Source organism: Paludisphaera borealis, assembly GCF_001956985.1.
GTDB classification, from domain to species: Bacteria; Planctomycetota; Planctomycetia; order Isosphaerales; family Isosphaeraceae; genus Paludisphaera; species Paludisphaera borealis.
Map to the genome: position 1 here is coordinate 1,701,676 of NZ_CP019082.1, position 25,780 is coordinate 1,727,455.

Sequence of the window (25,780 nt, forward strand, 5' to 3'; positions counted from 1 at the left end):
CTGAACGGGTGAGTCGTCACTTCGACTTGTGAAAATCAAGCCAAAGCGTGCGTCGTGTTCGGGGCTGGAATCGACAGTCGCCGTATCAATGATACGACGGGGCGCGACGCCCGAACCGGATCGAATCGATCCTGGCGCGGGAATCTCAACGTGCGAGTCGGGCTGTGTCGGTCGATGCGGATTTCGGGGTGGGCGAAGGGGCCGGCGCGCCGCGCCTGATCGAAGTCGGCGCGGGGGTCGCTTCGCCTACGAGAGCAACAGATGACCCGGGAGTAAGGCTGTTGTCAAGGATGCAGCGACTCGAGGGCGGTCCCACGTAATGAACACGCCGACACGACTTCAGCGGGTAAATGAGGTTCGTCCAAGACGTTGTGATCCGGGCGGAAAAAATGCAAAGAACGAAGAATCCGTGAAACGTGTGCCGGCCCGGCCCGGGAACGAATCCCCGGACGCGGGCCGGTCGGTTGGTCAGTCGGACCAAAGCGGTCGCGTCAGGCGAGTGGGAAGCTTCTCGTCACGGCCTTGGCGATCTCCATGTAGACCGGGATGCCGATGGTGACGTTATACGAGAAAGTCAGACCGAGCGAGGCGGCCAGGGGCAACGTCGGGCTCGCTTCGGGGATGGCCAACCGCTGCACGGCGGGCACCGCGATGTACGACGACGACCCGCAAAGCACGGCGAAGAGAACGTAGGTGCCGGGCTCGAAGTGGGTGCCGGTCGCCCAGGCGTAGGTGTGGGCGACGAGGATGCCGATGGTCGCGAACAGGTTGGGCGCGAGGATGCCGTAGGCCACGAAGGCCCATCCGGCGGTCTTCAGGTCCTTCAGCTTGCGGCTGGCCGTCATGCCCATTTCGAGCAGGAAGAGGCAGAGGATGCCCTGGAAGAGGGTGACGAAGAAGCTGTCGTCGGCGCGCGTCACTTCGGGGCCCTGGATGCCGCTGATCAGGCCGATGACGATGCCGCCGAAGAGGAGGTACAACCCGGTGTTGAGGAACACCTCGTGGAGCAGTTTGCCGGTGAAGATCGGGGTCTTCTTGTTCGGGTGCCCGCCGTTGGCGTCGGGGTGCTCCATTTTCTCGAGCGACATTTCTTCCTCGGGACGACTCTCGACATCGTGGCCGCCGCCTTCGCCGTGTCCCGTGTCAACCACATGCTTGATCGGCCGGGCATTGGGCTCGTAGCCGGCCTCCTCGGGCATGTTGCCGAGCGGGTCCATACCCGAGTGCCGCAGCCGGGCGACGAGGTACAGGGCCACGAGGCAGCCGGGGATTTCCATGACGGCCAGCATGACCGGCATGTACGCGTCGTAGACGACGTGGGCCGTCGCCAGGACGCCGAGCGTGGTGACGAACGTGCCGGCCGAGTCCGAGCCGTAATACCCCGCCACGGTCGCCTTGTCGATCCGCCGCATCCGGGTCGTCGCCGAGAGGATCATGTAGGCGAGGATGCCGATGACCGTGTTCGTGAGGAAGCCCACGCCTATAAAGCCGACGATCGACTTGATCTGACCTGGGTCGAGGTGCGCCAGCTCCTCGCCGCCGTGCCAGCCGATGGCGATCAGCAGGTAGATCGTGAGCGCCTGGTACATCACGTACGGGAATTCGAAGTGGACCTTCAGGATCGGGACCAGGAACCCGAGGTAGAAGAACAGCAGCAGAGGCTTGAACAGGTTGTGCTTGAAGTTGTGCCAGAAGTCTTCGAGGATCGACTTGCCCCCGGCCTCGGGGGACGCCGTGGCGGTCGGCTCGGCGACCGTGATCGCCGCGGCCGTGATCGAGTCGGCGATCGTGACCTCGGACCCCACCTTGAGGTCGCGGATATTCGGCGCAGCGCTCTTGGAGCTGCCCAGCGACGTCGACTTGGTGTAGTTCACCACCACGTCGCGATCGTTCTTCGCGTCATGGACGATGATCCGAGAATTGGCCGCGTCGACGGATTTGACCGTCCCACGCAGGTCGTCCGCCAGCGCCGGCAGCCCCACGATCGTGAGGGCGACCAGGGTTGTCGCCAGGATCTTGGGTGAAAGCACGAATTTCATGAAAGACGGCTCCTTGTGTGGAAAACTTGCTCCGTGACGACTGCAATATTCACTCGTCGCGAAGTCAATCCTTGACGTGACAGGTACGGGTGAGCCGGGCCTCGATCGCCGAGCCTGGCCAGAGGGGTTTGTGGTGGTCGAGCCGACGCCGCAGGCGCCGTGCTTGCCGATCGGTGGGGGTTCCAGTCTCCCCCGTGCGTACGGACGACGTACCGCGGCCGAGCCGTCGATGGGACTCGACATCGCCGCAAACTACCCGCGGGCACAATCGAAGCTCAAAAGGTTTTTCGAAATCCGTAGCCGCCGGTGGACGCTCCGAGACCTCGGGCCGATCGACGATCGGACCATCGACGCTACGGAAAAACCTAGCCGACACGGACTTGCCGAATCGAACGAGTGGTGTTGGACCGCTCGTGGTCATGCCCGAACCTCTCCATTCGACCGGAAGCAGAACGTCGAGAGAGGCCGGCGGAGGTTGTCGTGGGAGGGAGGGGACGTCTGCGGCTGGTCCGGAGCGGATCAGCGCGGAGCGGCGCGTCTCAACATCTCAGCGAGGCGCTGACCAGCAAGCGAGGGAATGGGGGAGTAGACTCGCGACGGCCACGCGGCGGACTCCACGCGAGGCGGTCGACGCCTGCTCGATCGGAGACGCATACCAGGCGGAATTCCGGGTCCGTTACGTCGTCGTCGTCTTTTTCAAACGCGACGCCGTGCGACAGCATCCCGCGGGATGAGCGACAGGGGGACGAGTGCCGGTGTTCCGGGTCGATGAGGCGGCACGGCGAACTTGCCACGCGCTGAAGCTCGCGCGAAGTTCGCTTTTCAGGCGCGTGCGGAGCGGCCCGTTCGAGTTGGCACGCCAGAAAAGCAAAGACGAAGGCCAGCGTGATTTTCATGGTTGCGATGGAGATCGTTCACCAGCAAAACACGAGGAGGCGAGACAATAGCTTCATCAGCCCGCGTGGATTCTGAACGAGTTTTAGTCTAAGGCGTGTCGTCTTTCAGGTCAATCGCACAGCGCAAACAACCGACATGGACGCTCCCTCGCATCACCGCGATTCAGCCTTTCGGAGGGCCGTTCAAGGGTTTCCCGCGAGCGGGGGCCGGCCGAGTCGGTGGCTGTCGCCCGCGTGGTCGAGCTCCGCCCAGGCAGCGACCCGGCGCCCCTCGGCGTCGACTCCGATCAATTTCAGGACGAGGGGACCCGAGTAGGCGCTGATTCCCGGCAGTCGGATGGGGCGCGAGTGCTTCACCGCGCCGGCGTCGAGAGCCGAGCCGTCGAAACCGGCCGCGACGCCTGACTCGTCGAGCCGGCCGGGAAGCGGGCCCGAGCGACGCGGGTCCGGCGGCGGCGACAACAGTTCCCACGCCAGTGTCGACAGACGGACTGGGCGGCCGTTGTCCTCGCGCACCGTGGCCCGCAAGAAGACTTCGCCGTCGCCGCCGACGTAGCTTCGAGCAGTCAGCGACAGCCGCGGCACGTCGCGGGGCATGAGCATCGCGGTTACCTGTAACTCCGCGGCCGCCGGACCGTCGACGCGGATCTCGACGGCCTTGCCATGACCGCCTCGCACCAAGGTGTAATGGCTGCTGGTGCCGACGGCGTCCCACGAATCAGCCGCCGCGTCCGGGCCGACGCGCGTGCAACGCGGCCCGGCGAGCGTCCACTCGTCGAGCGGCGCCCGGACGTCGACCGACCGGAAGCCGGCGAAATCGCCGGTCGCGCCGGGGGCCCGGGGATCGAGGCCGGACAGGTACAAAGCCACCGACCAGCGGCGGTAGAGGTCGGCGAATCGCCGCCCCGTCGCCGCCTCCAGATTCGCCGTTCCGCGCAGCTTCGAGCCGATCAGCGTCGGCAAGAGGTCCGGGCCGTATCGGTCGGCGCACCACCTCAGAAACAGGTATGTGCCGCCGCGGTTGCCGTGGCTGCGGAACAGATCGGCCGCGTAATAGTCCTCCACGACGAGCTGATACCGCTCGGGCTGGGACAGGAACGCGCTGACGCGGTAGTCGAGGTTCGACTTCGCGAACCCGTGCAGATCCTCGCAGAGATGCGCCGCGGCCTCGTCGAGCCAGCCTTCCTCCTCGGGACCGGATCGGTCCGTCCCTGTTCCGTGAAGTGATTTACGCGTGAAGACAACCGCATGCGTGTACTCGTGAGCCATCACGGTCCGCAGATGAGGCCCGGGGCGGAGCGACGTGCTCAGGTACATCATGTCGCAGCGGTTGCCGAAGGGCGTTGGATAGGTCGCGTCCAGATCGGTCACGCGGACGTAGCCGTCGACCGCGTGGCGGCCGCCGCCGAGACGCGTCAGCCAGCTCGAAAGCAGGATCGTGAACCGGCCGTCGCCGTCGACGTCCTCGGCCAGGCCGATCGACCGCGCGGCCATCGGTTGGATGTGGTCGTCGAACGTCGTCACCAGGTCGGCGAGCAACTCGCGGTCGACGCCCGCCGCGTCCTCGGCCGCGACGTACACCTGGACGCGCCGGCCGACCGCCTGGAGGATTCCCTTCACCGCCAGGTAGTTGCTCGCGCTGCTGACGTCGCCGTCGCGAACCAGCATATGGAACGTCCGCTCCGCGACCGGAATCTTCGAGGCCTCGGCCGACGCCGGACTGCCGGGAAACGGCGCGAGCGCCGGGGCCCGGACCGGGCCGTCGTCGGCGCGATCGGGCGGGGCGGCGGTAGCGTCGGACCGGGCTTCCAGCCGGATCGGGAACGGGCCCGGCGTCCTCGCGAGCGATGACACGACGACCAGAACCTCGGCCGACGGGTCGTTCAAGGGAGGCCGGAACGTCACGGACCCGTCTCGGACGACCAGCGGCGTGGGCTCGCCGATCTTCCAGCCGGCCGCGGCGTCCAGCGCCGGCCGGGGCTCGGCGCCGCCGGCGGGCGGCCTGGCCGTCGAGGTCGCCGACGGCCAGGCCGCGAGCGTCGCGACGACCGCGAGCAAGGTTCGAAGTCGGGACCGAGCTGTCATCCGAAACCCTTCCGCCCGAAGACCCTACAGCCGACACGCGATCCCCGGTCGGATCGCCCTTCCGAGCTGCGACAGGCTTTCGATCGGTTGTGCTTATCGCCCGGCTTGAATGGATTGCGATGGGAATGCCGGATCGTGGATCGCCGTCGAAACTTGAGACATTCTCGGTCCGGCGGGCCCCTCTCCCCATTCCCAGCTCGCCTGAACCGCTTCGACGCGCGGCCGTTGGCGTTTCCTGGTGAGGAGAAGGGAAGAAATCGCCGTTCGCTCGCCGATAATGAACTGAGCAGAGGGAATTTGTTGAGATCCCGCGCCGCGATCGATAGGCGCAAGGCCGCCCGTCAAGAAAAGGTCCAATCATGAACCAACGCGCGGGTCGCCCCGTCCGCCTGGCCCTGGCCGCCGGCGTCATGTTTCTTTGGTCGGCGACCGCTGCCGGATGCGCCGGGAGAGATCGTTATTACTCGTCGACCCCCGAATCCGGCGTCTCGCGCATCGCGCAACGGCCGGTTCTGGACGAGCCCGGCTCGAAATCCATGTTTGTGGGCGGTTACGCGGGCGCCGACTACAGCCGGGCGGCGCGTGGGCGTCCTTGATCGGACCGCCGTCTTCGAATTTCGCCGGCCGCCGGTCGCTTGGCCTGCTTCGCGCCCGACCGTAGAATTCGTTCATGGCGGCGACCCGCCGCACGCCGGGACCTGACGGCCGTCCTCGGAACATCTCGATCGGGCATCGCCACGAAGAGAGGTCGACCATGTCGCAGGGAAGCTTGCGAATTGGAATCGTGGGCGCGGGGCAGGTGACGCGGACGCGGCACATCCCCGGGTTCCAGGCGATTCCCGGGGTCGAATTGGTCGCCGTGTGCAACAGTCGACGCGAGACGACGGTCCGCGTCGCCCGCGAGTTCGGCATTCCCAAGCCGTACGGCAACTGGGAAGAACTCGTGCACGATCCGGAGATCGACGCGGTCGTCATCGGCGCGTGGCCGTACCTTCACTGCCCTTTGACCCTCGCCGCCCTCGACGCCGGCAAGCACGTCCTGACCCAGGCGCGGATGGCGATGAACGCGCGCGAAGCCCAGCGCATGCTCGATCGTTCGCGCGAGGCCGCCGGCCAGGTCGCCATGATCGTTCCCAGCCCGTACGGCCTGACCGGCGAATCGTTCGTGCGCTCGTTGATCGCCGACGGCTACCTCGGCACGCTCCGCGAAATGCACGTCGACAGTCTCAACGGCGACCTCGCCGACCCCGACACGCCGATGTCCTGGCGCCAGAAGACGCGGTTTTCGGGCTTTAACATGCTGACCGTGGGGATAGTCTACGAGACGGTCCTGCGCTGGATCGCGCCGGCGAGCCGGGTGCTGGCGTACGCGTCCAAGGCGATCGGCGAGCGGTTCGACCCCGTGAGCGGCAAAACCACGCGCGTGGGGACTCCCGACAGCGTCCAGGTGCTGACGACGCAGCAAGACGGCTCGCAGGGCGTCTACCGCTTCAGCGGGGTCCTCTGGCACGAGCGGTCGATGTCGGTCGCCATGTACGGCGCGGACGGGACGCTGATCTACGACTTGCTCCGCGACGAGATCCGGGGCGCGAGGCGCGGCGAGGCCCTGCACCGCCTTCCGATCCCGGACGAACTCCGGGGAGGCTGGAACGTCGAGGCCGATTTCGTGGCGTCGATCCGCGGCGAACGTCCCGTGACCCACACCGATTTCGAGACCGGCGTTCATTACATGCAGTTCACCGAAGCCGTCGCCCGCAGCTCGCGCCATCAAACTCCGGTCACCCTGCCGCTTCAGGAATTCTCCAATCCCAGCTTGTGAACGCTCGTAGCCATAGCCCCCGCCCTTCCCTATTTTGACTTTTTGCGACCTCCCCCGAGCCGATCTTGCAACCTTCGCCCGAACTCTTTACTATGCCTTGTGTGTGACGAACACCGTCACGACGAGCCTTTGGGGATTAGTGTAACGGTAGCACGACTGCCTCTGGAGCAGTTAGTCTAGGTTCGAATCCTAGATCCCCAGCTTACCAAGATTCACCTATAAGCTGAATCAAGGCAGAGGTTTACGACAAGACGGATGAAGTGGTTCTCGAGTCGCTTTTCGGTGCCGTCGACCTCCTGCTCCACCACCTGAGAAAATGAAAAGACCCCGGCATCAACCGGGGTCTTTTCGCGCGCCTGGACTTCGTGACGAAACTGGAAACCGCGAGCACTCAGGCCTCACGATTCTCGCCCGGGGCTCCGTGACGCCCTTCAAGGCGTTCCGCGTGTCGACGATCAGTTTGGCTGCTGGGCGATCGACGACCAGTCGCACTCGGAATGGTCCGTCGAGACCAAGAGGCAATCACGTGAGCCCAGGAAATCCGGAGTCAGCCCCCGGCTGGCCTCCGCAGGTCGGGATAATGCCGCATCGAGGGCAAGACTCGGGATCGCCGGCGCTGAGAACTGGGGATTTCCAGGATCTTCGCGCTCGGGGCTGAACGCCAGAAAGAAGTCCCGGCCCGGCTTTAGTCCCCGAGCCTCCAGGAGCGGAAGGACCACCTGACGGATCGTCCCCGGATACGTTGTGCTCTCCAGGATGACGAGCTTGCCCGGCCGCAGCGTTCAGGCGATCGACGTCGTGGAATTGACGATGTAGGTCAGGTCGGATTCGCGCGCGTCGGTGAGCGGCGTCGGGACGCAGATGATGATGACGTCCGGCTCATCGAGCCGGTGGAAAGCGGACGTCGCCTGGACCCGCTGGATCATCTGGTCCGAGATGTGGCCGATGTAGCTCTCCCCCCGATTGAGCTTCTCAATCTTGACGGGGTCCAGATCGAAGCCCAGCACCGTGATCCCCCGCTCCGCGAACGCTCGCGCCAGCGAAAGGCCCACGTACCCGAGACCGATGATCCCCACCTGCACGGTCCTCGATTCGATCTAGGACAGAAGCTCGAACTGCCGAGAGCCGGATTCCGTGGATTTCGCGTTGCTCGTCGATGTTCCTCTTGGGTGTCCCGCTCATTGTGGCAGGCGGACGAGAAGAAGTGTTTCCTTGAGCCGCCGTCCCGCCTCGATCCGACCTGATTCGTCGGAGAGAGTCTTGGCGGTCCCTCCGGGCGCTCGATCAGCGTGGTGGCGAGGTCGACGTCCCGGATGACGTGGCGTTGATGATTCGCCGTGCCGCGCTTCAGCCGGATGAACTATTCTTGTTGACGAAAAGACAACAGTGACCTACTAGATTCACGAAGATCCTTTCATGAATGATCTTCATGAGAATTCGGTCTTTGATCGATCGCAGTGAAGGTGAATACTGACAATCGTCGACGCTAGTCCGTATTGGCGTGGAGGATCAAGTCGCCGCCATAGTGTCATGACTGTGGCATGCTTGATCGACGTTCGGACCAAATCATTAAGGGGTGGTCCAAGAACAACATCCAGCCTGAAGTGTGAAGTCGATACGTTGGGTCGAAGAACTTCGCCACGGACACAGAGGTCTCGGAGGACGAACGGCTCGTCGAAGGATCATGAGGATGAGGCCGTTGCTCAGGCCCGTCGCTTTCCCGTTTCTTGTTGTGAATCGTCCCGTGTAGGCGTTGAAAGCTGCTCCTGGGCGGCCCATGGTCGGCCTTGGAGAGGCGGCCGATCGCGTTGATGTATTCGTTGGCGTCCATGAAATCGGAGTGATTCGAGTCCATGGACTATAAGCCTGCGACGCGTTCCCGACGGCGGCTTTTACGTGGGCGGACCGTGTGGCGAGCCGGCGGGGGCGGAGTGTTCAGGAAGTTCATGTTGAATTAATGAGTGCGCCGTCGATGACGTGGTTTTCGAATTGAATTCAGGCAGTCATTTCTTGGGTCGCAGTCTTGAAAACAATGAACTTATATGTGATGACGTGTAAGTAAGACGAAATGTGAAAAGTGATAAACAATGCTTGAAGTGCGGGTCGCTCGATTCGTGCATTCATCGAGTGCTGTCGTCAACGTGTTTGTGAATAATGCTTTAAAGCAGTGAGGTGAAGATTTGCTTGTTATTATCTTGGTACGTCGACTTGGTACTTGCCGGATGCTCCTTCGAGCGGTAATCTTGGATTCCTTGTCATCCAAGGTCGGAGGTGGCGTGCGGCGCTAGCACCTCCCCGACCGATTTCTCCGCATCAGCAAATATTGGGGAACCGGGAACGGCTTGCACCCGTCCCCGGTTCGAGGGTCGTCTACTCCCCCGCATTATCAAGAGAGTTTAGACCGATGACCATTCTATCAAGATTCACATCATCAAACCGTATCTTTTTTCCGGGCCGAAGACGGCCCGCACGGCGACACGCGAGACTGCTTGGTCGCTCTCCGATCGAACTGCTCGAGACTCGGCTGGTGCTGAGCAACTTCTTCGTCTCCCCGACGGGGAGCGATACGGGCGCCGGCACGGCCGCCGCCCCGTGGAAGACGCTCCAGCACGCTGCCGACACCGTCCAGGCCGGCGACGTGGTCGACGTTAAAGCCGGCTCTTACGCCGGCTTCATCATGGGCTGGAACGGCCCCCAGAGCGGGACCGCCGCCGCTCCCATCACCTTCAAGGCCGAGCCCGGCGCGACCATCAATGCGCGGAACAGCAAGACGCCCGATGCGATCGACCTCGAAAATGTGAGCTACATCACCATCACCGGTTTCACCATCGCCCCGGCTCCTAGCGAGGGCAACTGGAGAACTGGAGTCCGCGCCGCCGGCGGCGGCACCGGCGTCGTGATCAGCAACAACACCATCCAGCTTCGTTCGATTGACCAGTGCGGCGTCATGACCAGCTTCACCACGGACCTGCTGGTTCAGGGCAACACGACCTCTGGGGGCTGGGACACCGGCATCTACGTCGCCAACAGCGCCGTCCGCCCGGTGGTCGTGGGCAATACGATCTCCAACGTTCTGGGCAACGGCATCCTCCTCAACGGCGACGTCAGCAACGGCGGCGTCGGCGTCATCCCGAACGCCGTGGTCCAGAACAACGTCATCCATGACGTCGGGATGGGGGGCTCGCTCGCCAAATATGGAGCGGGCTCGGCGATCGACCTTGGCGGCGTGCAGAATTCGGTCATCAGCAACAACCTGATCTACAACGCCCACGCCAAGGGGATCACCCTGGCTCAGCTCCAGGCTTCCCAGAGCTCCACGAATAATCTCGTGATCAACAACACGGTCATGGTCGCGGCCGACGGCCAAGGGGCCTTGCGGCTCGCCGATGCGAGCACCGGCAACACGATCCTCAACAACGTCTTGTATTCCGCGAACGTCAACGGCACGCTCACCGGCTCCGCCGCCAGCCTGACCGGGCTGACCATGGATTACAACGCGGTCTCCTCGAATTTCTCCGTCAACGACGGCGACTCATTCCTGTCACTGGCCGCCTGGCAAAGCCAGTACAAGCAGGATGTTCACTCGTTCTTGCTCGATCCGGCCAAGGCATTCGTCAATACGACGCTCAACGACTACCATCCTTCCGCCACCAGTCCGCTGATCGACGTGGGCACCTCGCAGAAAGCGCCTACGACCGACCTGGACGGAAAACCACGACCCAGCGGAAAAGGCGTTGACATCGGCGCCTACGAACTTCAATCAGGCCCCGATACGACGCCCCCAACGGTTTCGTCGACGACGCCGGCCGCGAACGCCATCAACGTGGGCCTTTCCACAAGCGTGACGGCCACCTTCAGCGAGGCGGTCCAGTCGGGGACCATCAGCTTCGTGCTCAGGGACGCCGCCAACAACATCGTGCCGACGACGCTCACCTACGACGCCGGCAGCAAGACGGCGACGCTCAAGCCCACGTCGCCACTGGCCCAGACGACGACCTATACGGTCACGATCAGCGGCGTCAAGGACACCGCCGGCAACACCATGGTCGGAACCTCCACCTGGTCGTTCACCACCGATGTTCCTTCTTCAACGACGTCGTCCGCCCTCTGGGACACCTCGGTCCAGCCGACCGTGGCGTCGGATCCGGACACGAGCGCCGTCGAGTTGGGGGTGAAGTTCAGCTCCAACGCGGCCGGCTCGATCACCGGCATCCGGTTCTACAAGGGGAGCGGCAACACCGGCACCCACGTCGGCCATCTCTGGAGCAGCACCGGCCAGCTCCTGGCCACGGCGACTTTCACGGGGGAGACGGCCTCGGGGTGGCAGCAGGTGAACTTCTCCACGCCGGTGGCGATCGCCGCCAACACCGTCTACGTGGTCTCTTACCTCGCTCCGGGAGGACGCTACGCGGCGGACGGCGGTTACTTCGCCTCGGCTTACACGAGCGGCCCGCTCAGCGTGCCGGCCAACGGCGGCGTGTACAAGTACGGCTCGGCGGGAGGCTTCCCGTCGCAGAGCTGGAACGCGACCAATTACTGGGTCACTCCCGTGTTTTCCACTGGCACGACGACCGCACCGCCTGTCGTCGACACGACGCCTCCGACGGTTTCGTCGACGACGCCGGCCGCGAACGCCACCGGCGTGGCCACTTCTACCAGCGTGACGGCCACCTTCAGCGAGGCGGTCCAGTCGGGGACCATCAGCTTCGTGCTTAGGGACGCCGCCAAGAACATCGTGCCGACGACGCTCACCTACGACGCCGGCAGCAAGACGGCGACGCTCAAGCCCACGTCGTTGTTGGCCTCGTCGGCGGTTTACACCGTCACCGTCAGCGGGGTCAAGGACACCGCCGGCAACACCATGGTCGGGTCCTCCACCTGGTCGTTCACCACCGTCGCTGCTCCCGCGACGTCGTCCGCCCTCTGGAGCACCTCGACCCAGCCGACCGTGGCGTCGGATCCGGACACGAGCGCCGTCGAGTTGGGGGTGAAGTTCAGCTCCAACGCGGCCGGCTCGATCACCGGCATCCGGTTCTACAAGGGGAGCGGCAACACCGGCACCCACGTCGGCCATCTCTGGAGCAGCACCGGCCAGCTCCTGGCCACGGCGACTTTCACGGGGGAGACGGCCTCGGGGTGGCAGCAGGTGAACTTCTCCACGCCGGTGGCGATCGCCGCCAACACCGTCTACGTGGTCTCTTACCTCGCTCCGGGAGGACGCTACGCGGCGGACGGCGGTTACTTCGCCTCGGCTTACACGAGCGGCCCGCTCAGCGTGCCGGCCAACGGCGGCGTGTACAAGTACGGCTCGGCGGGAGGCTTCCCGACGCAGACCTGGAACGCGTCCAATTACTGGGTGACTCCCGTGTTTGCCGCCAAAACGTCTTCCAATGCGACCGCCTCGACGACCCCGGCTGTCGCGACCAGCGCGATCGCGCCATTGAACGTCATCGCGACGTCGGCGACAGTTCTATCTTCGTCAACAACTCCGACCAGCGTGACGACTCCTTCTCCGGCAGGCGTGGATCAGGTTTTCGCTGATGACGGCGGACTTGATTTCTCACGGATCGGGGGAATTCGTCGCAAGAACAAGTGGGCCTGACGAATCGTCATCGCCCCAGGCGTGCTGATCGATTAGAATGATCGACATAAAGACGAGCTTCCTGCCGGACTCTGGCTCACGCGGAGGTCCGGCGGGACGCTCGTTTTCGATTACGGTTTCACTGTTGCTTCACGACCGTTGCTTGGGACGGCCTCCATCACTTCGTCGCCACGAGCCGGATACCCAGGACATTTGCGACCGGGCGGAATTGGGCGATGGCCCGACGCGAGGCATGCGGCAGTATACCCAAGAGGGCCTCGACTGACGCCATGACGAAATTGGGCGCCGGAGCGAACCGCCCCTTGAGGCCGGCATAGGCTTTCACCTTTGCGAACCCCGACCGAAGCATCAGGCGCGAGAGGTCGGTATTGGTGTATTCCTTCATGTGGAAACCGGTGGGAGTCTCGTCGAAGTACATCGAGATGTCGGACGGACCGTACAGCCGATTCGGCGTAAGGCAGACGTACTTGCCCCCGGGCGCCAGCGCGTCGTAAATGCTCCGAAGTTGGGCCTGGGCGTCATCTTGGTGCAGGTGCTCCATCACTTGATGACTGTAGGCGATGTCGACCGACTCGCCCGGCAGAGGAACGTTGATTCCATCGAACGTCATAATAGCGACGTTGTCTGGACATGATGCGTTTCTGGTGGCCACGGCGGAGACGTCGACGGCGTACACCTTCCGGACGTACTTGGCCACCTCGAAGGACAGGCCGCAATCCCCGGGTCCAACTTCCAGGAAGACGGATTCCGGTCGCAGAAAGCGTCGCAGGAACAGCATTTGTCCCCGGACGGCCCTGTCGTTGTCCTTGGACGACAGCCTTCGCGTGTTGCGAGGATGATGCGACACCCGCCGATACAGTTCGTCGTAGAGGGCGGAGTACAGGTGTTGCCGTTCATCACTTGTGGCGTTGCGCAACCTGCTCGCCAGATCTTTTTCAATCTCGTAGTGCTCTCTGAGCTGTTCCTGGGTCCTGGAGTCTTTCTGATCCGTCACGTCCTTTCCCTCCAAAATACCGCCAGGGAGTTCAGCCTCGGCCCGTGTGCAACTCAGGTGCAAACCGCGCTAGCTCTCACCGACCTCGCGACGGGAGTTCAAAGATCTGGAAGGCCCGCCCGCGGAGCTTCTTTCCATCGCCCTCGATCGTGGCGACGAGCTTCCCACGAGCCTCGAGATCTCGGTAGAACCAGAGACGCTCCTCGGTGTTCGGGGACGGCCGATTGCGACGGAACATCGAGAGCACCGCTTCGGAACGGATGAAGTACCTGACGCCTTCAGCCTGGAGGAATTCCAGATAACCGCCCGCAGCGTCCGAGGCGTGCAGCCTGTAAAGATCATAATGAGGATGATCCTCGTCCCGCTCGATCAAGCGTTTGAGGTTCGTATAGTAATCGACTCTTCCGGAATAATCTCCCGCATTCGCGTCGGCGATGCTTCGATCCAGCGAAGCCGTGGTCGGAAGGAAATTCAAGTCCTCCTCATCGTCCAGCGCGAGTTTCATTCCCGGCTCGCAGTTGGAATGGACCCAGGCCATGGTTGCGGTCCCCGTATGTGGGAGGCCGAGCGCCAGCACGGACGAGAGCTGGGGAGGCATCGTCGTGATGAGGATCGCCGCGAGCAGCGAAGCCGCCAGGAGGCTCTTTTTCACCTCGGATTCGGCCAGGCGATCGGTGATCGAGCGGACCGCGATCGCGGCCAGAGCACTCAGGCACGGAGTGGCTGGTATCAAGTAGTGAGGAAACTTGACTCGGCTCATCAGGAACGCGGAGAGGTTGAGGATCAGCAACGGCGTCAGCATCACCGCGGCAAGCCCGAAGCGTCGGTGATCAACCATCACGATGACGAACCCCAGGACGCTCAAGAGCAGGATGGGCCAGCCGACGACCGCTGGGAGGATCGCCGTCGCGAGTTCTCGAATCGGCGAACTCGGCGATACGATGCCGATGTGCTCGACGATGCCACGCTGATGGGCGATCTGGAACGACAGATCCGCGAGGAAGGTGCGGTGATCGAGAACCGCGAAGGGAGTCGTCACGACGAACGCCAGGAGCGATGCGGCGCCCGCCGCGATCAAGCGCGGTTGAGTGGGAAGGTCTAGGACGGCCCGCCACTTCGACTTAGGAAATCTTCGATACAAGTCCGCGGAGATCACGAAGCTCGCCGAAAGGACTCCATGGTATTTCATGGCGGTGGCGAGGCCGACCATGACGCCCGCCAGTAGATAATCCCGGAGAGAGGCCTCTGGTGAGATCGCGATCCGAAGCGCCAGGCAGAGCGCCGCGACCGTAAAGAACGCCATCGGTACGTCGGCGATGCCTGTCCGGCTCATCTGGAGGTGGAGCGGGCCGAGCAGCAGCAGAAGTCCGGCAAGCCGTCCGGTCGGCCGGTCGACCATCCGACTCGTCGCCTTCATCAATAGGAACGCCGTCCCGAGCCCAAAGGCCGCGGAGATCGCCCTCGGGATGAAGTAGTAAGCCCGAGGATTGGTGAGATATTCGAGGACGAAGGCCGTGGGGGTCCGGAACCATCCCAAAAGATATCCGCCGACGAAATAGCAGCCGTCGATGAAGAACGTCAAATAATAGAACGGAGACGCCGGCCAATCAAAGTGCCTCGGGTTGAGGTCCCCCGTGCCGAACTTCAGAGCATGGAGGACGACGTATCGCTCGTCTCCGCCATATGGCGCCGCGTCCAGGTGAATTAACCTGACCGCGAGAGTTGAGAGTACGGCGAGGGCGGCGACGGCCACATCGAAACGCATCCACGCCCATCGTGGCACGGCAGCCGCGGTCGCGAAGTCCCCAGGCGGCGGTTCGATCACCGCCTGTGATCCTGATCTCGAACACAATTCCAGATCCTCTGAATTCATCGCTTCGTCCGATTTTGGATCGAGGTTGCGAGCGACTTGGATGAAACTTCGCTTTCACGACCTGGAGACTCATGACAGCGCTCGGCCGCGACGTTCTCCAGACGCGGATGGGCCGCGCGTCGAGGTCGAGGAATGTCCGTCCCAGACCATCTCGTAGTCACGCGCTTCGGAGATCGATCCCGTCCAGCCCGCTTCCGCTGCGCGGGCCAGGTTGAACATCTCGCGGGCGGTCACGTAGTGGAAATGGAACCGAGGGTCATCTTGCGACCTCAGCGCCAACGTCCGATGAAATTCGACCATCGGATCGCCGAGGAGGACGCGCTGATTCGACTCCGGAGCGCCGTGAGTATGGAGCTTGATGAAATACCAGTCGGGTCGACGGGGGACTTGAACTTTCGCTCGTAGCCACAGGTCAAGTCGCTCCGAGGTCGGCGGTTGATTGCTTTGAAGGCAGCCATTCTCAATTCGCGGCGCCAGCCCCCACTTTCGACGCCGCCAGTCCAGCACGAGAGGCCCTTGGATCAGCATGAGCGCGTCGGGAGGGGCCGGCCCGACGCCGACGTCGATCCCCCAGTCATGGGACCGGGGTCGGTGCGGGTCGTCGCGCGCGTAGTAGATACTGTTGATCTTTCGGGTCTGCGTCGAGCTTGGGGCTGAGGGCAGCGTGAAATCGGCGTAGCAACCCGTCTCGCGAAGCACGTTGAGTTCGTTATTGACCCCGCACCACCGACCGTCGGATCGGGAATTATCCAGGGCCCAGTTGCCGTGCACGAATCCATAGGCCAACTCGCCCGAGTCCTTCTGTCTCGGCAAGAGTCCATGGCGGCGTGACAGGGATTCTTTAGCTTTCAGAAGCGTCGCGCGCAGACTTTCGGCAGTATCGTCGTCGTGGTGCAGATGCACTTCGACTTCGCCGAACCCCGCGCTGCAAAGCTCGGACAGGAGATCGAGGTGTTCCGGGTTGTACTGCTCGATCGGGTAGAAGAATGAGTGACGCGGCGGCATTCCGTCGCTGTCGCGAAACTGGCCGAGGAGCCGGGGGTACATCTCGACCCATCGCCGCACCCGGTCCATTGCGATCTCGGGCGATGCGCCCTCGTTGCCCGGCTCAAAGTGGTCGGCGATGCAGATCAGCGCGTGGATGTGATCGGTGTGTCGCCTTGTCCGCCGCTTTCGGGTCTGGAGGATGTACGAGACCAGGCATCGGTTGAACCCCCTCCTGCTCGCGAACGCGTAGATGATCCCGGCCCCGGTGCCGAGAGTCGCCAGCAGAAAGAGGATCAGCGTCAGTGAGCCCATCAAGATGGTCATCGTGCCGTTGCCCCATTGGTGTCCGATTGGCTATGTCATGCGCGCTGTCCGTGTCGTCCGGTGGGCCGCCACGTCCCCTTCTGGGTGCCCCAGATCCACCGCCAAAACCCCACCATCAGAGCCAGATTCATGCCGACGAACATGGTAGTGAGTCGAAGGAACTTGAACGCCCTGGGGCGGGGAGGCAGGCGTCCTGCTAGGAGGGAGACGAGATAGAAGCCGACCTGGCCAATCAGGGCCGCTTGGTACAGCGGATGATCGCGTAAGAGCAAGCTGCTTCCCAGCAAGATGAGCAGGAGGAACGGGCAGGCCAGGCGAAGGACCTTGTGCGAGAAAAACGTGAAAGCGGTCCAGCCCCAGATCGGGTTGAGGAGTGGCCAGAGGATTTCCAGGCTCCGGAGATCGCCCGTTCCGTTCCGGGCGCGGCGGCGGAATTCACCGTTGATGTCCGGCGCGGTCTCCTCGCGAGCGATCGCTTCGGCCTCGTAGACGATCCGACACCCGGTCTTCAATTTGGCTCGAAGCGGGATGACGAGGTCGTCGACGGTCGTCGTGGCAGGGATCGGATAGTAGAGGGCTTTGCGTGTCGCGTAGATGCCGCCGTTGGCGCCCAGGAGCGCTCCCAGCCGGTTCTCGCACTGCTTGATGAACGTTTCGTATTTCCAATAGAGTCCATCAACGTTGCGGCCCTCCGCCGGGTCGATCAGCAGCAACCGGCCGCAGACGGTGCCGACGGTCGGATCTCGGAACCATCGGACCAGCTTGCGGAGCGCCGCCGGATCGAGCAACGTGTTCGCGTCGGACATGAGGACGATCTCGCCGCTCAGTTCGGGCATCGATTCGTTCAGGATGGTCGCCTTACCCCGACGGAGATCATATTCCATGAGCCGGACGCCGCGGCCGGCGTATGCCCGCGCGATCGCCGCCGTCGCGTCGGTGCTCCCGTCGGAGCCGACGACGATCTCCAGCTTGCCGACCGGGTAGTCCATCGCCAAAGCGTTTTGAAGTCGATCGCTGAGCACCACCTCCTCGTTGAAGGCGGGAATCAGCAGGGAGACGAGCGGCCACTCCCCGTCGTCTCCGGCCGGTGGGGTCGGCGGACGTCCGAAGACCCGAGACAGGGCCCAGATCACGATGGGATAGCCGAGGTACGCATAGAAAATCAAGGCCGCGCAGGCCCAGAAGAGGAGAACGGCGATCGTGAGCGCTTCCATAGATGATCTCACGTCAAGGAGCTGATTCTCGGATGGCTCGCGTTCCGGTGCTCGGCAGCCGCGGCCCCGTCGATTACGAAGCCCGCTTCCCCAAAATGGGCCCTTCTCGATCGCCCGCGATTCGTGAGGGAGGCTAAATGCGTATCTTGAACTGTTCGGGCGAACCGAGGATTTCGCCTTCGCCCACGACGCAGAGCCCCACCAATCCCAAGTCGACGGCGAACAGGATGCGTTTATCCGTGGAAATCGTACGCCAGGCCCGTTTCATGCCGGCGGACCAGGCGATGTCGTCGAACACGAGGACCGTGTCCTTGCGCGCGAACGGGATGATCTTCCTGAAGTAGTCCACGGTCGCGTGTTCATCATGGTGCCCGTCGATGAACGCAAAATCGATCCTGTCTTGCCGCGTCAGGACCTCGTCAAGCTTGTCCTGAAATCGGCCGACCACCACGCTGACTCGTGAAAGGCCGAGTCTGAGGAAATTCCGCGCGGCAAGATCCGCCTTGGATCTGGCCCCTTCGAGCGTCACCAGCTCTCCGGACCCGTTCAATTGCAGAGCGGCTGAGAGGTAAGCTGCCGAGACGCCAAGATTGGTCCCCAATTCCAGGCAGTGGGCGGGCCTCATCTTCCGGATCAACATGAACAGGAGGAGACACCAGAGGGGCGGCTTACTCGCGGCGCACGCCTCGGCAATACCGATGGTCACCTCTTTCCCTTCGTACATTTCCTCCGCGTTTCGATTTTCCGCGGGGGAGCCGGCGCCGTAGTCCATGAACTGGAGAGGTTGGGTGGAGGCCCGCAACTCTCTCCTGATCGCTTCAATTCGATCAATCCATCGTCTCTCTTCGGAAGAAACGGTCTTGGTCAGCACAGCGTGCAGCGCATCGGCGATCGCCGACGACGCCGGGGTGTCTCGTGTCCGCAGACGCGACAACTCGCGCTGGTTTCGGAACCGCATCCCCAGCCGGCGGGTGACATCGAGTCGGTGGAGAATGTTGAGCATGGTCCGCTTCTCCTTGGTTAGAGCCAGGATCTCCTGGATGAACGTCGTTCACGCCATGAGCAGAGCTGTCGCACTTCAAGTTGAGCCCGCGGTACGGATTTGGAGCATGAGCCAATCATTCCAGTCGGCGGTGCGGCTCTTGCCTCGCCGGGTTTCAGAACGATGCGACGACCTTTTCCTCGTCGCGCCGTGCATCCAGGTGGTTCTCGACGACGTCGAGGATCTCGCGCCGCCGCGCCTCCCAGCTCGACGATGCGACGCGATCCATCCGCCGCCGCGCCTCGTCGGCCGACGACGGCCGCGCCAGGACCTCGTCGAGACGTGCAAGGAATTCCTCGCGCGAGTGGGCGATCTTCACAACATCGGCGAATTTGTCGATCTCAGGGGTGCTGACCGCGACGATCGGCTTGCCCATCGCCAGATATTCTCGAAGCTTGAGCGGGTTGGCGTAGAGGGCGAATTGGGAAGGGCGATACGGAATGATGGCGGCGTCGAACCGTTTGCCGTAGGCGGGCAGGTCCTGGTACGGGCGTTTGCCGACCATGTGGATGTTGGGCCTTCGGGGTATCTGTTCCGCGGGGACGGAGACCCTCCCAATCAGCAGGAACGTCCAAGACGGCCGTTTCTCGGCCAGATAGTCGATCAGGTCGAGGTCGATCTGTCGCCCGATCAGGCCGAAGAATCCGACGATCGGTCGGGGCAGTCCGGCGACGTCGGCTGGGATCGCGAGCTGCTCGTTCTGGGCCCGGGCGAAGTGCTCGACGTCGACGCCATGCGGGCTGACGTAGGTCCGGGGATTGAGGAGCTGCTTCGGCCCGAACAGGGCGTCGGATGTGACGAAGACCAGATCGGCCCGTCGCGTCAGGTCTTCGTCCATGGCTCGGACCGCCTCGACGTCCACGTTGGGGAGCGATGCGTAATCGTCAGTACAATAATAGACGGAGAGTCGCTCTCCCAGCCGACCGACGATCGGTGACAAGTGAGGGATCACGAACCAGGAGATCGGGCGATTGATCCCTTCTCGTCGCATCATGCCGTTCACGGTGGCCAAGATCAGGGCGCGGTTGAGCCTCCTCACCAGGCCGAAGCGATGAAACGGGATCTGCAAGAGAGTGCGGATCTTCAATCGAGGTGCAACGGGCGTAGCGCCTTGGAGGAATCGAAAGAGTTTGGCCCCGATCTTCTTGAGATCACGGCCGGTCCCCTTGGGAATGTGCAATCCAGGGCATTCGATGTAGTAAACTTCGTAGCCCTCGTCGGCCAGTTGGCGGGCGATGTGGTGGCTCGAGGTTCGGTTCTCCGCGAACCAGTCGTTGCCGAAGTAGAGAATCGCGGGCGGACGAGCTTCGTTGCCCAAGGGTGGACCTCCGTCAAATGGGAACGGCGACACGATTCACCGGTCGCAGCGCTGTTCGACCGCCGATGTTGCGGCCGATCGGCGGGAGGTTGCTTTGGCCGCCGCAAGTGGGCGGAGGATGTCGGCGAGTCTCGCCGAGGACACTTCCCAACTGATCGGCCGGTGGCGGGATGTGTCGGGCGCCTCCCGCAGCGACTGGTCGATCTGCTCGGCCAGGGCCGTCGAGTCGCCGGCCGGAACGAGGCGGCCGACGCGCCCCTCGGCGATCTCAGAGACGCCGCCGACGTCGCTGGCCACGAACGGCGTGCCGCAGGCCAGCGATTCTCGGAGGACGTTGGGCAAGCCCTCCGACCGGCTCGGAAGGAGCGTCAGGTCGGCAGCCCGATACCAATCCGGGAGCTGTTTGTTCTCACGAGAACCGACGAAATGGACGTGCTCGGACAACCCGATCGCTCGGCTTCTGGCCTCCAAGGGGGCCCGTGGGGGGCCGTCGCCCACGAGGTACAAGTGGAAATCGGCCCTGTTCCGCAGTAACTCGGAGCTGGCTTCAATGAGCACGTCGAGCCCCTTGACCGGATCGATCCGGCCGACCCAGAGCAGCACCTTGCCGGCGACGGGAATCCCGAGTCGGCCCCGCGCTTCGGCTCGATTTCCGGGTGAAAACAACGCCCTGTCGACGCCCTGCTCCTGGACGTGCACCTTGCTCGGGTCGATCCCCAGGTCGACGACCTTGGCCGCCAGGTCTTGACTTACCGCGAGGACCGCGTCGGCCCGTCGAAGCGCGTCGATGGTCCTCCGTCTCCGAGTCGGATCACACGCGAGTCCGCGTCCCGCGTTGAGCACGTCGCAACCGTGGACCTGGATCGCGACCGGCAGGCCCGCGCGTTTCCCGAGATCCACGGCGGCCCACCCATCGGGATAGGCCCAACTACCGAGCACGACGTCGGGGACGAATTCGGCGAGGGCTCGCTCGAACGTTCGTCGTATCGAGAACCGAAAGTACCGTCCGTAAAAGCCCCTCAAGACCCGAGGCGTGTGCAGATAGCGGGGGTGATCGACGACGATTCCATCGCGGACGATCCTCCGGCCTTGCGGCAGGGGCGGGGCTCCGCGAAGGCGACCGGCCAGTTCGTCAGTCCAGGCGATCGGCGCGATGATCGTCGTGGGGTGCCGAAGAACCAGGGCCTGGAACTGGGAACTGTTGAACGGGGCGAGGCTGGGTTGATAAGGATTGGGGAACAGACTCGTCACAACCAAGATCCGCATGGACGGCACCTCAACAGGCTTCAAGCCAGGTCTCGAACATCAACACCCGCCAGAGCTCGTGCTGCCAGTTCCTCTTTCCGGAGAGATGCTCTTCCCATTTCCGACGGATGGGAACGGGATCGAAGAACCCCTCGGAACGAAGGCGGTCTTCGTCAAGCAGCGCCTCGGCCCACTCCCTCAGCGGTCCCCTCAGCCAGGAGTCGATGGGTACGACGAAGCCCATCTTCGGTCGGTCGATCAGCTCGGCCGGGACGTGACGATAGAGCACCTGACGCAGTAGCCACTTGCCTCGCCCATCGCGAATTCTCATGGATTTCGGCAACCGCCAGGCGAACTCTACGATCCGGTGGTCCAGCAGGGGCGCCCGCGACTCCAGGCTCACGGCCATGCTCGATCGGTCCACCTTCGTCATGATGTCGTCCGGCAGGTAATCCACGAGGTCGATGTACATCAGAAGGCCGAGTACATCGTCGCGATCCGGTTCCAGGTCTCCATTCACCCAGCTCTCCCGGGGCTTGGCTTCGCCCAGAAGTGGGGGGGCCCCGCCCCACTGGCCGAGGAGATTCCGACAGCCGTCCTCCGGGCCGTTCGACTTCGCGACGAGCAGAGCGAGCTTATGCATTCTGTCGCCCGAGGCGAAGCGGCCGACCTCGCTGGGCAGGAGGCGCCCGACGCCGCCGAAGATCCGGTCCCATGTCGAGGTGGGGAGCCCGATCAAGGCGCGAGCCGTCGCGAGTCTCAGTGCCCGAGGCATCCATCCGATGCACTTCCAGACGTCGGGCGACCAGCGATACCACGGGTACCCGGCGAACAATTCGTCGCCGCCGTCGCCGGAGAGGCTGACGGTCACGTCCCGCCTGGCCAGGCGGGAGACCAGGAGTGTGGGAATCTGCGACGCATCGGCGAAGGGTTCGTCGTAGATCGCCGGCAACTCAGGAACCACGGCCATCGCCTCTTCGGGCGTGACGTACAATTCCGTGTGCTCGGTGCCCAGGTGGTCGGCCACCAGGCGCGCGTGCAGGGCCTCGTTGAATTCCTTCTCATGGAATCCGATGGTGAACGTCTTCACCGGTCGATCACTCTGCGCTTGCATCAAGGCGACCACGACCGACGAGTCGATTCCCCCGGAGAGGAAGGCGCCCAGCGGCACGTCCGCGACCATTTGCTGACCGACCGCGTCGCGCAGCAGACATTCGAGTTGATCGACGGCTCCTAGTTCGTCCATTTGATCGAGGCGATCCGCCCGACCGGCTTCGACGACGCGCGCCGCGGACCAGTACGGGATGGGCGTCGGCTCCCCGTCCGCCCGATCCGCGGTGACGGTGAGGATCGTGCCCGGGATGAGCTTGAGGATCCCTTTGTAGATCGAGAAGGGCGCGGGGATGTAGCCGAATTGCAGATAGGGCGCCAAGATTTCGCGATCGACCTCGGCGTTGAAGCCGGGATAGGCCCGGAGGGCCTTGAGCTCCGAACCGAACAGGAAGGCGCTGCCGGACCGTCCGTAGTAGAGCGGCTTTTCACCGACCCGATCGCGGACCAGGTGGAGCCGTCGCTCGCGGCGGTCCCAGAGGGCGAAGGCGAACATTCCGACGAATCGCCGGACCGCATCCTCGAGCCCCCAAAGCTCGATGGCCTGGAGCAGGACCTCCGTGTCGGAGTTCCCACGGAACCCGCCGCGGCCTCGTGCCTCCAGGTCTCGTCGCAAGGATCGATGATTGTAGATTTCGCCGTTGAAGGCCAACACGTAGCGACCGCCGACCGACTCCATCGGCTGGTGGCCGAGGGGGGAGAGATCCACGATCGAAAGGCGACGGAAGCCCACGCCGAAGCCCGCCTCCGGATCGGACCAGGTTCCCTCGTCGTCGGGGCCTCGATGGCGGAGCGTTCTCACCATTCGTTGCGCGACGTCGACCGGCGCTTCGCCTTGAGCGCTTTGGGAGGAATCGAGGAGGCCCGCAAATCCGCACATGAGGATGGTTCTCTCAAGGAGGTGGGGAGCCGATCGTCGCGAAGATCGCCTGGGCCGCAGAATCCGAGGGCCGTTCCCCTCCGGCCCCTTCGAATTCGATCCGTCTTCGCCGATTAATGCGTCGCCTCAAGCAGATCAAGATAATGGTGGTGGTACTCGTCGGCCATCCGACCGATATCGTATCGCGATTCGACTTCCCGACGGCCCGCTTCGCTCATCTGCCGGCGACGTTCTGGATCGGACAGGAGGCTCAGCAAGGACTCGGCGAGTTCCAGTTCATTCCCGGGCTCGACGAGGAGGCCGGTCCGACCGTGGTCGATCAGTTCCGGGAGTCCGCCGACCCGGTTCACAACGACGGGGACTCCCACGATCTGGGCCTCCAGAACGGCCTGCGGCATCCCTTCTGAGCGGCTCGTCAGCGCGAAGACGTCCATCGCTCTCAGGTACGGGGCGGAGTGCGGGCGAAAGCCGACGAAATGCACACCGTCGCCCAGACCGAGCGCGACGGCCAATTCGCCCAGGGACTGCCTCAGGGGCCCATCGCCCACCAGGATCAAGTGGGCGCTCGGCACTCGCTGTCGAATCCGCGCAAAGGCCTGGATCAGGACGTCCTGTCTCTTGATCTCGCTCAGGCGTCCGACCGTGCCGATGACGGGTGATTCGGGAGAGATCCCTAGTTCACTGCGAACCGCATCCGGGACGCAAGGTTCACGGAAGCGAGCCATGTCGATCCCGTTGAAGATCAGGCGGATTTTACGACGCGGGACGATTCGGTGAGACGTCACCCAGGCGGCCATGTCTTCCGTCAGGCAGTAGAAGGGCCGAGCGTACAATCCGGCCAGACGACCGAGTAGACGCTTCCGAAAGTGATGATAGTCTCCCCGACCGTGCTCGGTGTGCACGACCAGGGGGACGCCCGCTCGGCGCGCGGCAGGACCGGTGTAAAAGAGCGTGGTCACGTCATGTGTGTGGACGACCTGCGGGCCGAGTTCGCGCAAGACCGTCGCGATCCGATGGATCAGCCCGAGCCGAATACCTGGGGGCTTGTCCAGGCAGATGATCCGGGCTCCCAGAGCCTCCGCCTGCGAGGCCAGGTCCCCCGGCCGCTCCAGGCAAACCACCGTTACGTCCTGCCCCAGGCTCGGTGCCAGGCGCACCTGATTGACGACGTTTCGCTCCAGGCCGCCGACGTCGAGCGACAGCAGGGCGTGGACCACCCTGAGAGGGCCCGCCTTCGACTCGGGTGGCAAGCCGTCGCGTTGGATTGAGATCATTGCACTACTTCCAGTGAGTGTGACGGCTCATCGACGTTCATCGCCGCCAGGATGTCCGGCGAGCCGTCTGCGAGAGACTGGCCCGGCGCTGGTTCCGGAGGCTTGAGCCGCAGCATGCGGAGGAAGATGACGGCCGCTCGCCGCGGCCGCTCGCACGGCGTCAACTCGCCGCGGCGGAAAGGGATGGGATACCAGACGAGAGACTTCAGGGCGAAGGCCAGCGCCGTGGGGTATCGCTTCTGAAGAGAGTGTAAATAGCTGCATGCGTGGTAAACGTAACTGTAGGCTTTACGGCGGACCAGCCATCGACCTCGCCAGGACCGGCGATCGTCGAGCTTCTGGAGGATACGGAGCATGCCGGCCTGGCAGACTTGCGCCTGCTGACTGACGCTCCCCGGTACGATCCGATAACCTGTCAACGGCCGGTTCAGATAAGCGATCGGGGCGACTTCCGCCACCCGCAGCCAGAGGTCTCGGTCCTCGGGCCCCTGCATTTTCGTGTCGAAGTCGCCCGCGAGGTCCAGAACGCGCCGACGTGCGACGACCGAGGAGGTGGTGAGGTAGTTCTTGACGGCGAGTTGCCACCACGTCACGGGGATCAACGGACCGGAATCGTTCGGGTCGACCTCCGGGAACGCCGTCGTCGGCCAGTCGAACTGCCCGGTCCCCAGCAGCCCCAGGTCGGGCCGGCCGTCGAAGACCGCCAGCTGCATCTCGAGTTTCCGCGGATGCCAAACGTCATCGGCGTCCAGGAAGGCGATCAACTGCCCCGACGCTTTGCGGAGGCCGCGATTCCTCGCAGCGGAAACCCCCTGATTGTCCTGGCGGATGTAATGAATCCGGCCGGCGTAGGGCACCAGCCTCGCCTCCGTGTCGTCAGTGGAACCGTCGTCGACGACGATGATCTCCGAGGGAACGACCGTCTGCCTCAGTACGCTATCGATCGTTTGCGTCAAGAGACGGCCCCGGTTGTACGAGGGGATGACGACGCTCACCGGTGGGAATCCCATGGAACATCCTCCAAGTCGTCGCCTTCGCCGTCGACCCGACGGAGCGAATATCCAAATCGACGGAACGT

15 protein-coding genes, 1 tRNA gene and 1 pseudogene are annotated in these 25,780 nt (G+C 63.5%); 4 read left to right on the forward strand and 13 right to left on the reverse strand.

All coding sequences use genetic code 11. From position 1 onward, the window contains the following. Positions 1–491: 491 nt before the first annotated feature. Positions 492–1,706: a sodium-dependent bicarbonate transport family permease gene (locus BSF38_RS06700; protein WP_076350646.1), complete on the reverse strand. Its 1,215-nt coding sequence runs from the start codon at positions 1,704–1,706 to the stop codon at positions 492–494. A gap of 1,412 nt (positions 1,707–3,118) precedes the next feature. Further along, on the reverse strand, positions 3,119–5,020 hold the full coding sequence (locus tag BSF38_RS06705; RefSeq protein ID WP_237170773.1) for a hypothetical protein: 1,902 nt from the start codon (positions 5,018–5,020) through the stop codon (positions 3,119–3,121). A gap of 359 nt (positions 5,021–5,379) precedes the next feature. On the opposite strand from BSF38_RS06705, the gene BSF38_RS30585 reads away from it, so the two are divergent. The 3 genes from BSF38_RS30585 to BSF38_RS06715 all read left to right on the forward strand — a co-directional run bounded on the left by BSF38_RS30585 (position 5,380) and on the right by BSF38_RS06715 (position 7,040). Next, positions 5,380–5,616, forward strand: a complete 237-nt coding sequence (locus BSF38_RS30585; protein ID WP_145952001.1) for a hypothetical protein — start codon at positions 5,380–5,382, stop codon at positions 5,614–5,616. 158 nt (positions 5,617–5,774) lie between these two features. Then, positions 5,775–6,839, forward strand: a complete 1,065-nt coding sequence (locus tag BSF38_RS06710; RefSeq protein ID WP_076344140.1) for a Gfo/Idh/MocA family protein — start codon at positions 5,775–5,777, stop codon at positions 6,837–6,839. Between the two features lie 130 nt (positions 6,840–6,969). Beyond that, positions 6,970–7,040: transfer RNA gene (locus BSF38_RS06715), tRNA-Gln, on the forward strand. A gap of 254 nt (positions 7,041–7,294) precedes the next feature. Here the strand turns inward: BSF38_RS06715 and BSF38_RS29840 are convergent. After that, positions 7,295–7,921, reverse strand: a pseudogene (locus BSF38_RS29840) (NAD(P)-binding domain-containing protein). A 1,445-nt stretch (positions 7,922–9,366) separates the two neighbouring features. On the opposite strand from BSF38_RS29840, the gene BSF38_RS06730 reads away from it, so the two are divergent. Further along, positions 9,367–12,441 (forward strand): DUF4082 domain-containing protein, encoded by a 3,075-nt coding sequence (locus BSF38_RS06730; protein ID WP_076344146.1) that lies wholly within the window; start codon positions 9,367–9,369, stop codon positions 12,439–12,441. Positions 12,442–12,598: 157 nt separating this feature from the next. Here the strand turns inward: BSF38_RS06730 and BSF38_RS06735 are convergent, their stop codons facing one another. From BSF38_RS06735 to BSF38_RS06780, 10 genes are all read right to left on the reverse strand, one after another. After that, on the reverse strand, positions 12,599–13,498 hold the full coding sequence (locus tag BSF38_RS06735) for a class I SAM-dependent methyltransferase (protein WP_210405687.1): 900 nt from the start codon (positions 13,496–13,498) through the stop codon (positions 12,599–12,601). Between the two features lie 13 nt (positions 13,499–13,511). Then, positions 13,512–15,200, reverse strand: a complete 1,689-nt coding sequence (locus BSF38_RS06740) for an ArnT family glycosyltransferase (protein WP_076344148.1) — start codon at positions 15,198–15,200, stop codon at positions 13,512–13,514. A gap of 177 nt (positions 15,201–15,377) precedes the next feature. Continuing rightward, entirely contained in the window at positions 15,378–16,619 is a 1,242-nt protein-coding gene (locus BSF38_RS06745) for a hypothetical protein (RefSeq protein ID WP_210405688.1), read from the reverse strand. 35 nt (positions 16,620–16,654) lie between these two features. Beyond that, on the reverse strand, positions 16,655–17,833 hold the full coding sequence (locus BSF38_RS06750; RefSeq protein ID WP_076344152.1) for a glycosyltransferase family 2 protein: 1,179 nt from the start codon (positions 17,831–17,833) through the stop codon (positions 16,655–16,657). 133 nt (positions 17,834–17,966) lie between these two features. Then, a complete protein-coding gene (locus tag BSF38_RS06755; protein ID WP_076344154.1) occupies positions 17,967–18,836 on the reverse strand; it encodes an O-methyltransferase in 870 nt (289 codons plus the stop codon). Between the two features lie 154 nt (positions 18,837–18,990). Beyond that, positions 18,991–20,193 (reverse strand): glycosyltransferase, encoded by a 1,203-nt coding sequence (locus BSF38_RS06760; RefSeq protein ID WP_076344156.1) that lies wholly within the window; start codon positions 20,191–20,193, stop codon positions 18,991–18,993. A 36-nt stretch (positions 20,194–20,229) separates the two neighbouring features. Beyond that, complete coding sequence (locus tag BSF38_RS06765; RefSeq protein WP_076344158.1) at positions 20,230–21,459, reverse strand: glycosyltransferase; 1,230 nt, start codon at positions 21,457–21,459, stop codon at positions 20,230–20,232. A 10-nt stretch (positions 21,460–21,469) separates the two neighbouring features. Continuing rightward, positions 21,470–23,428 (reverse strand): asparagine synthase (glutamine-hydrolyzing), encoded by a 1,959-nt coding sequence (gene asnB / locus BSF38_RS06770; RefSeq protein WP_076344160.1) that lies wholly within the window; start codon positions 23,426–23,428, stop codon positions 21,470–21,472. Positions 23,429–23,541: 113 nt separating this feature from the next. Beyond that, the gene (locus tag BSF38_RS06775; protein ID WP_076344162.1) at positions 23,542–24,702 is read right to left on the reverse strand and encodes a glycosyltransferase; all 1,161 of its coding nucleotides are present in this window, start codon (positions 24,700–24,702) and stop codon (positions 23,542–23,544) included. Beyond that, positions 24,699–25,712 (reverse strand): glycosyltransferase family 2 protein, encoded by a 1,014-nt coding sequence (locus BSF38_RS06780; protein WP_076344164.1) that lies wholly within the window; start codon positions 25,710–25,712, stop codon positions 24,699–24,701. Before BSF38_RS06780 ends, BSF38_RS06775 begins: the two co-directional genes overlap by 4 nt. Positions 25,713–25,780 lie beyond the last annotated feature (68 nt).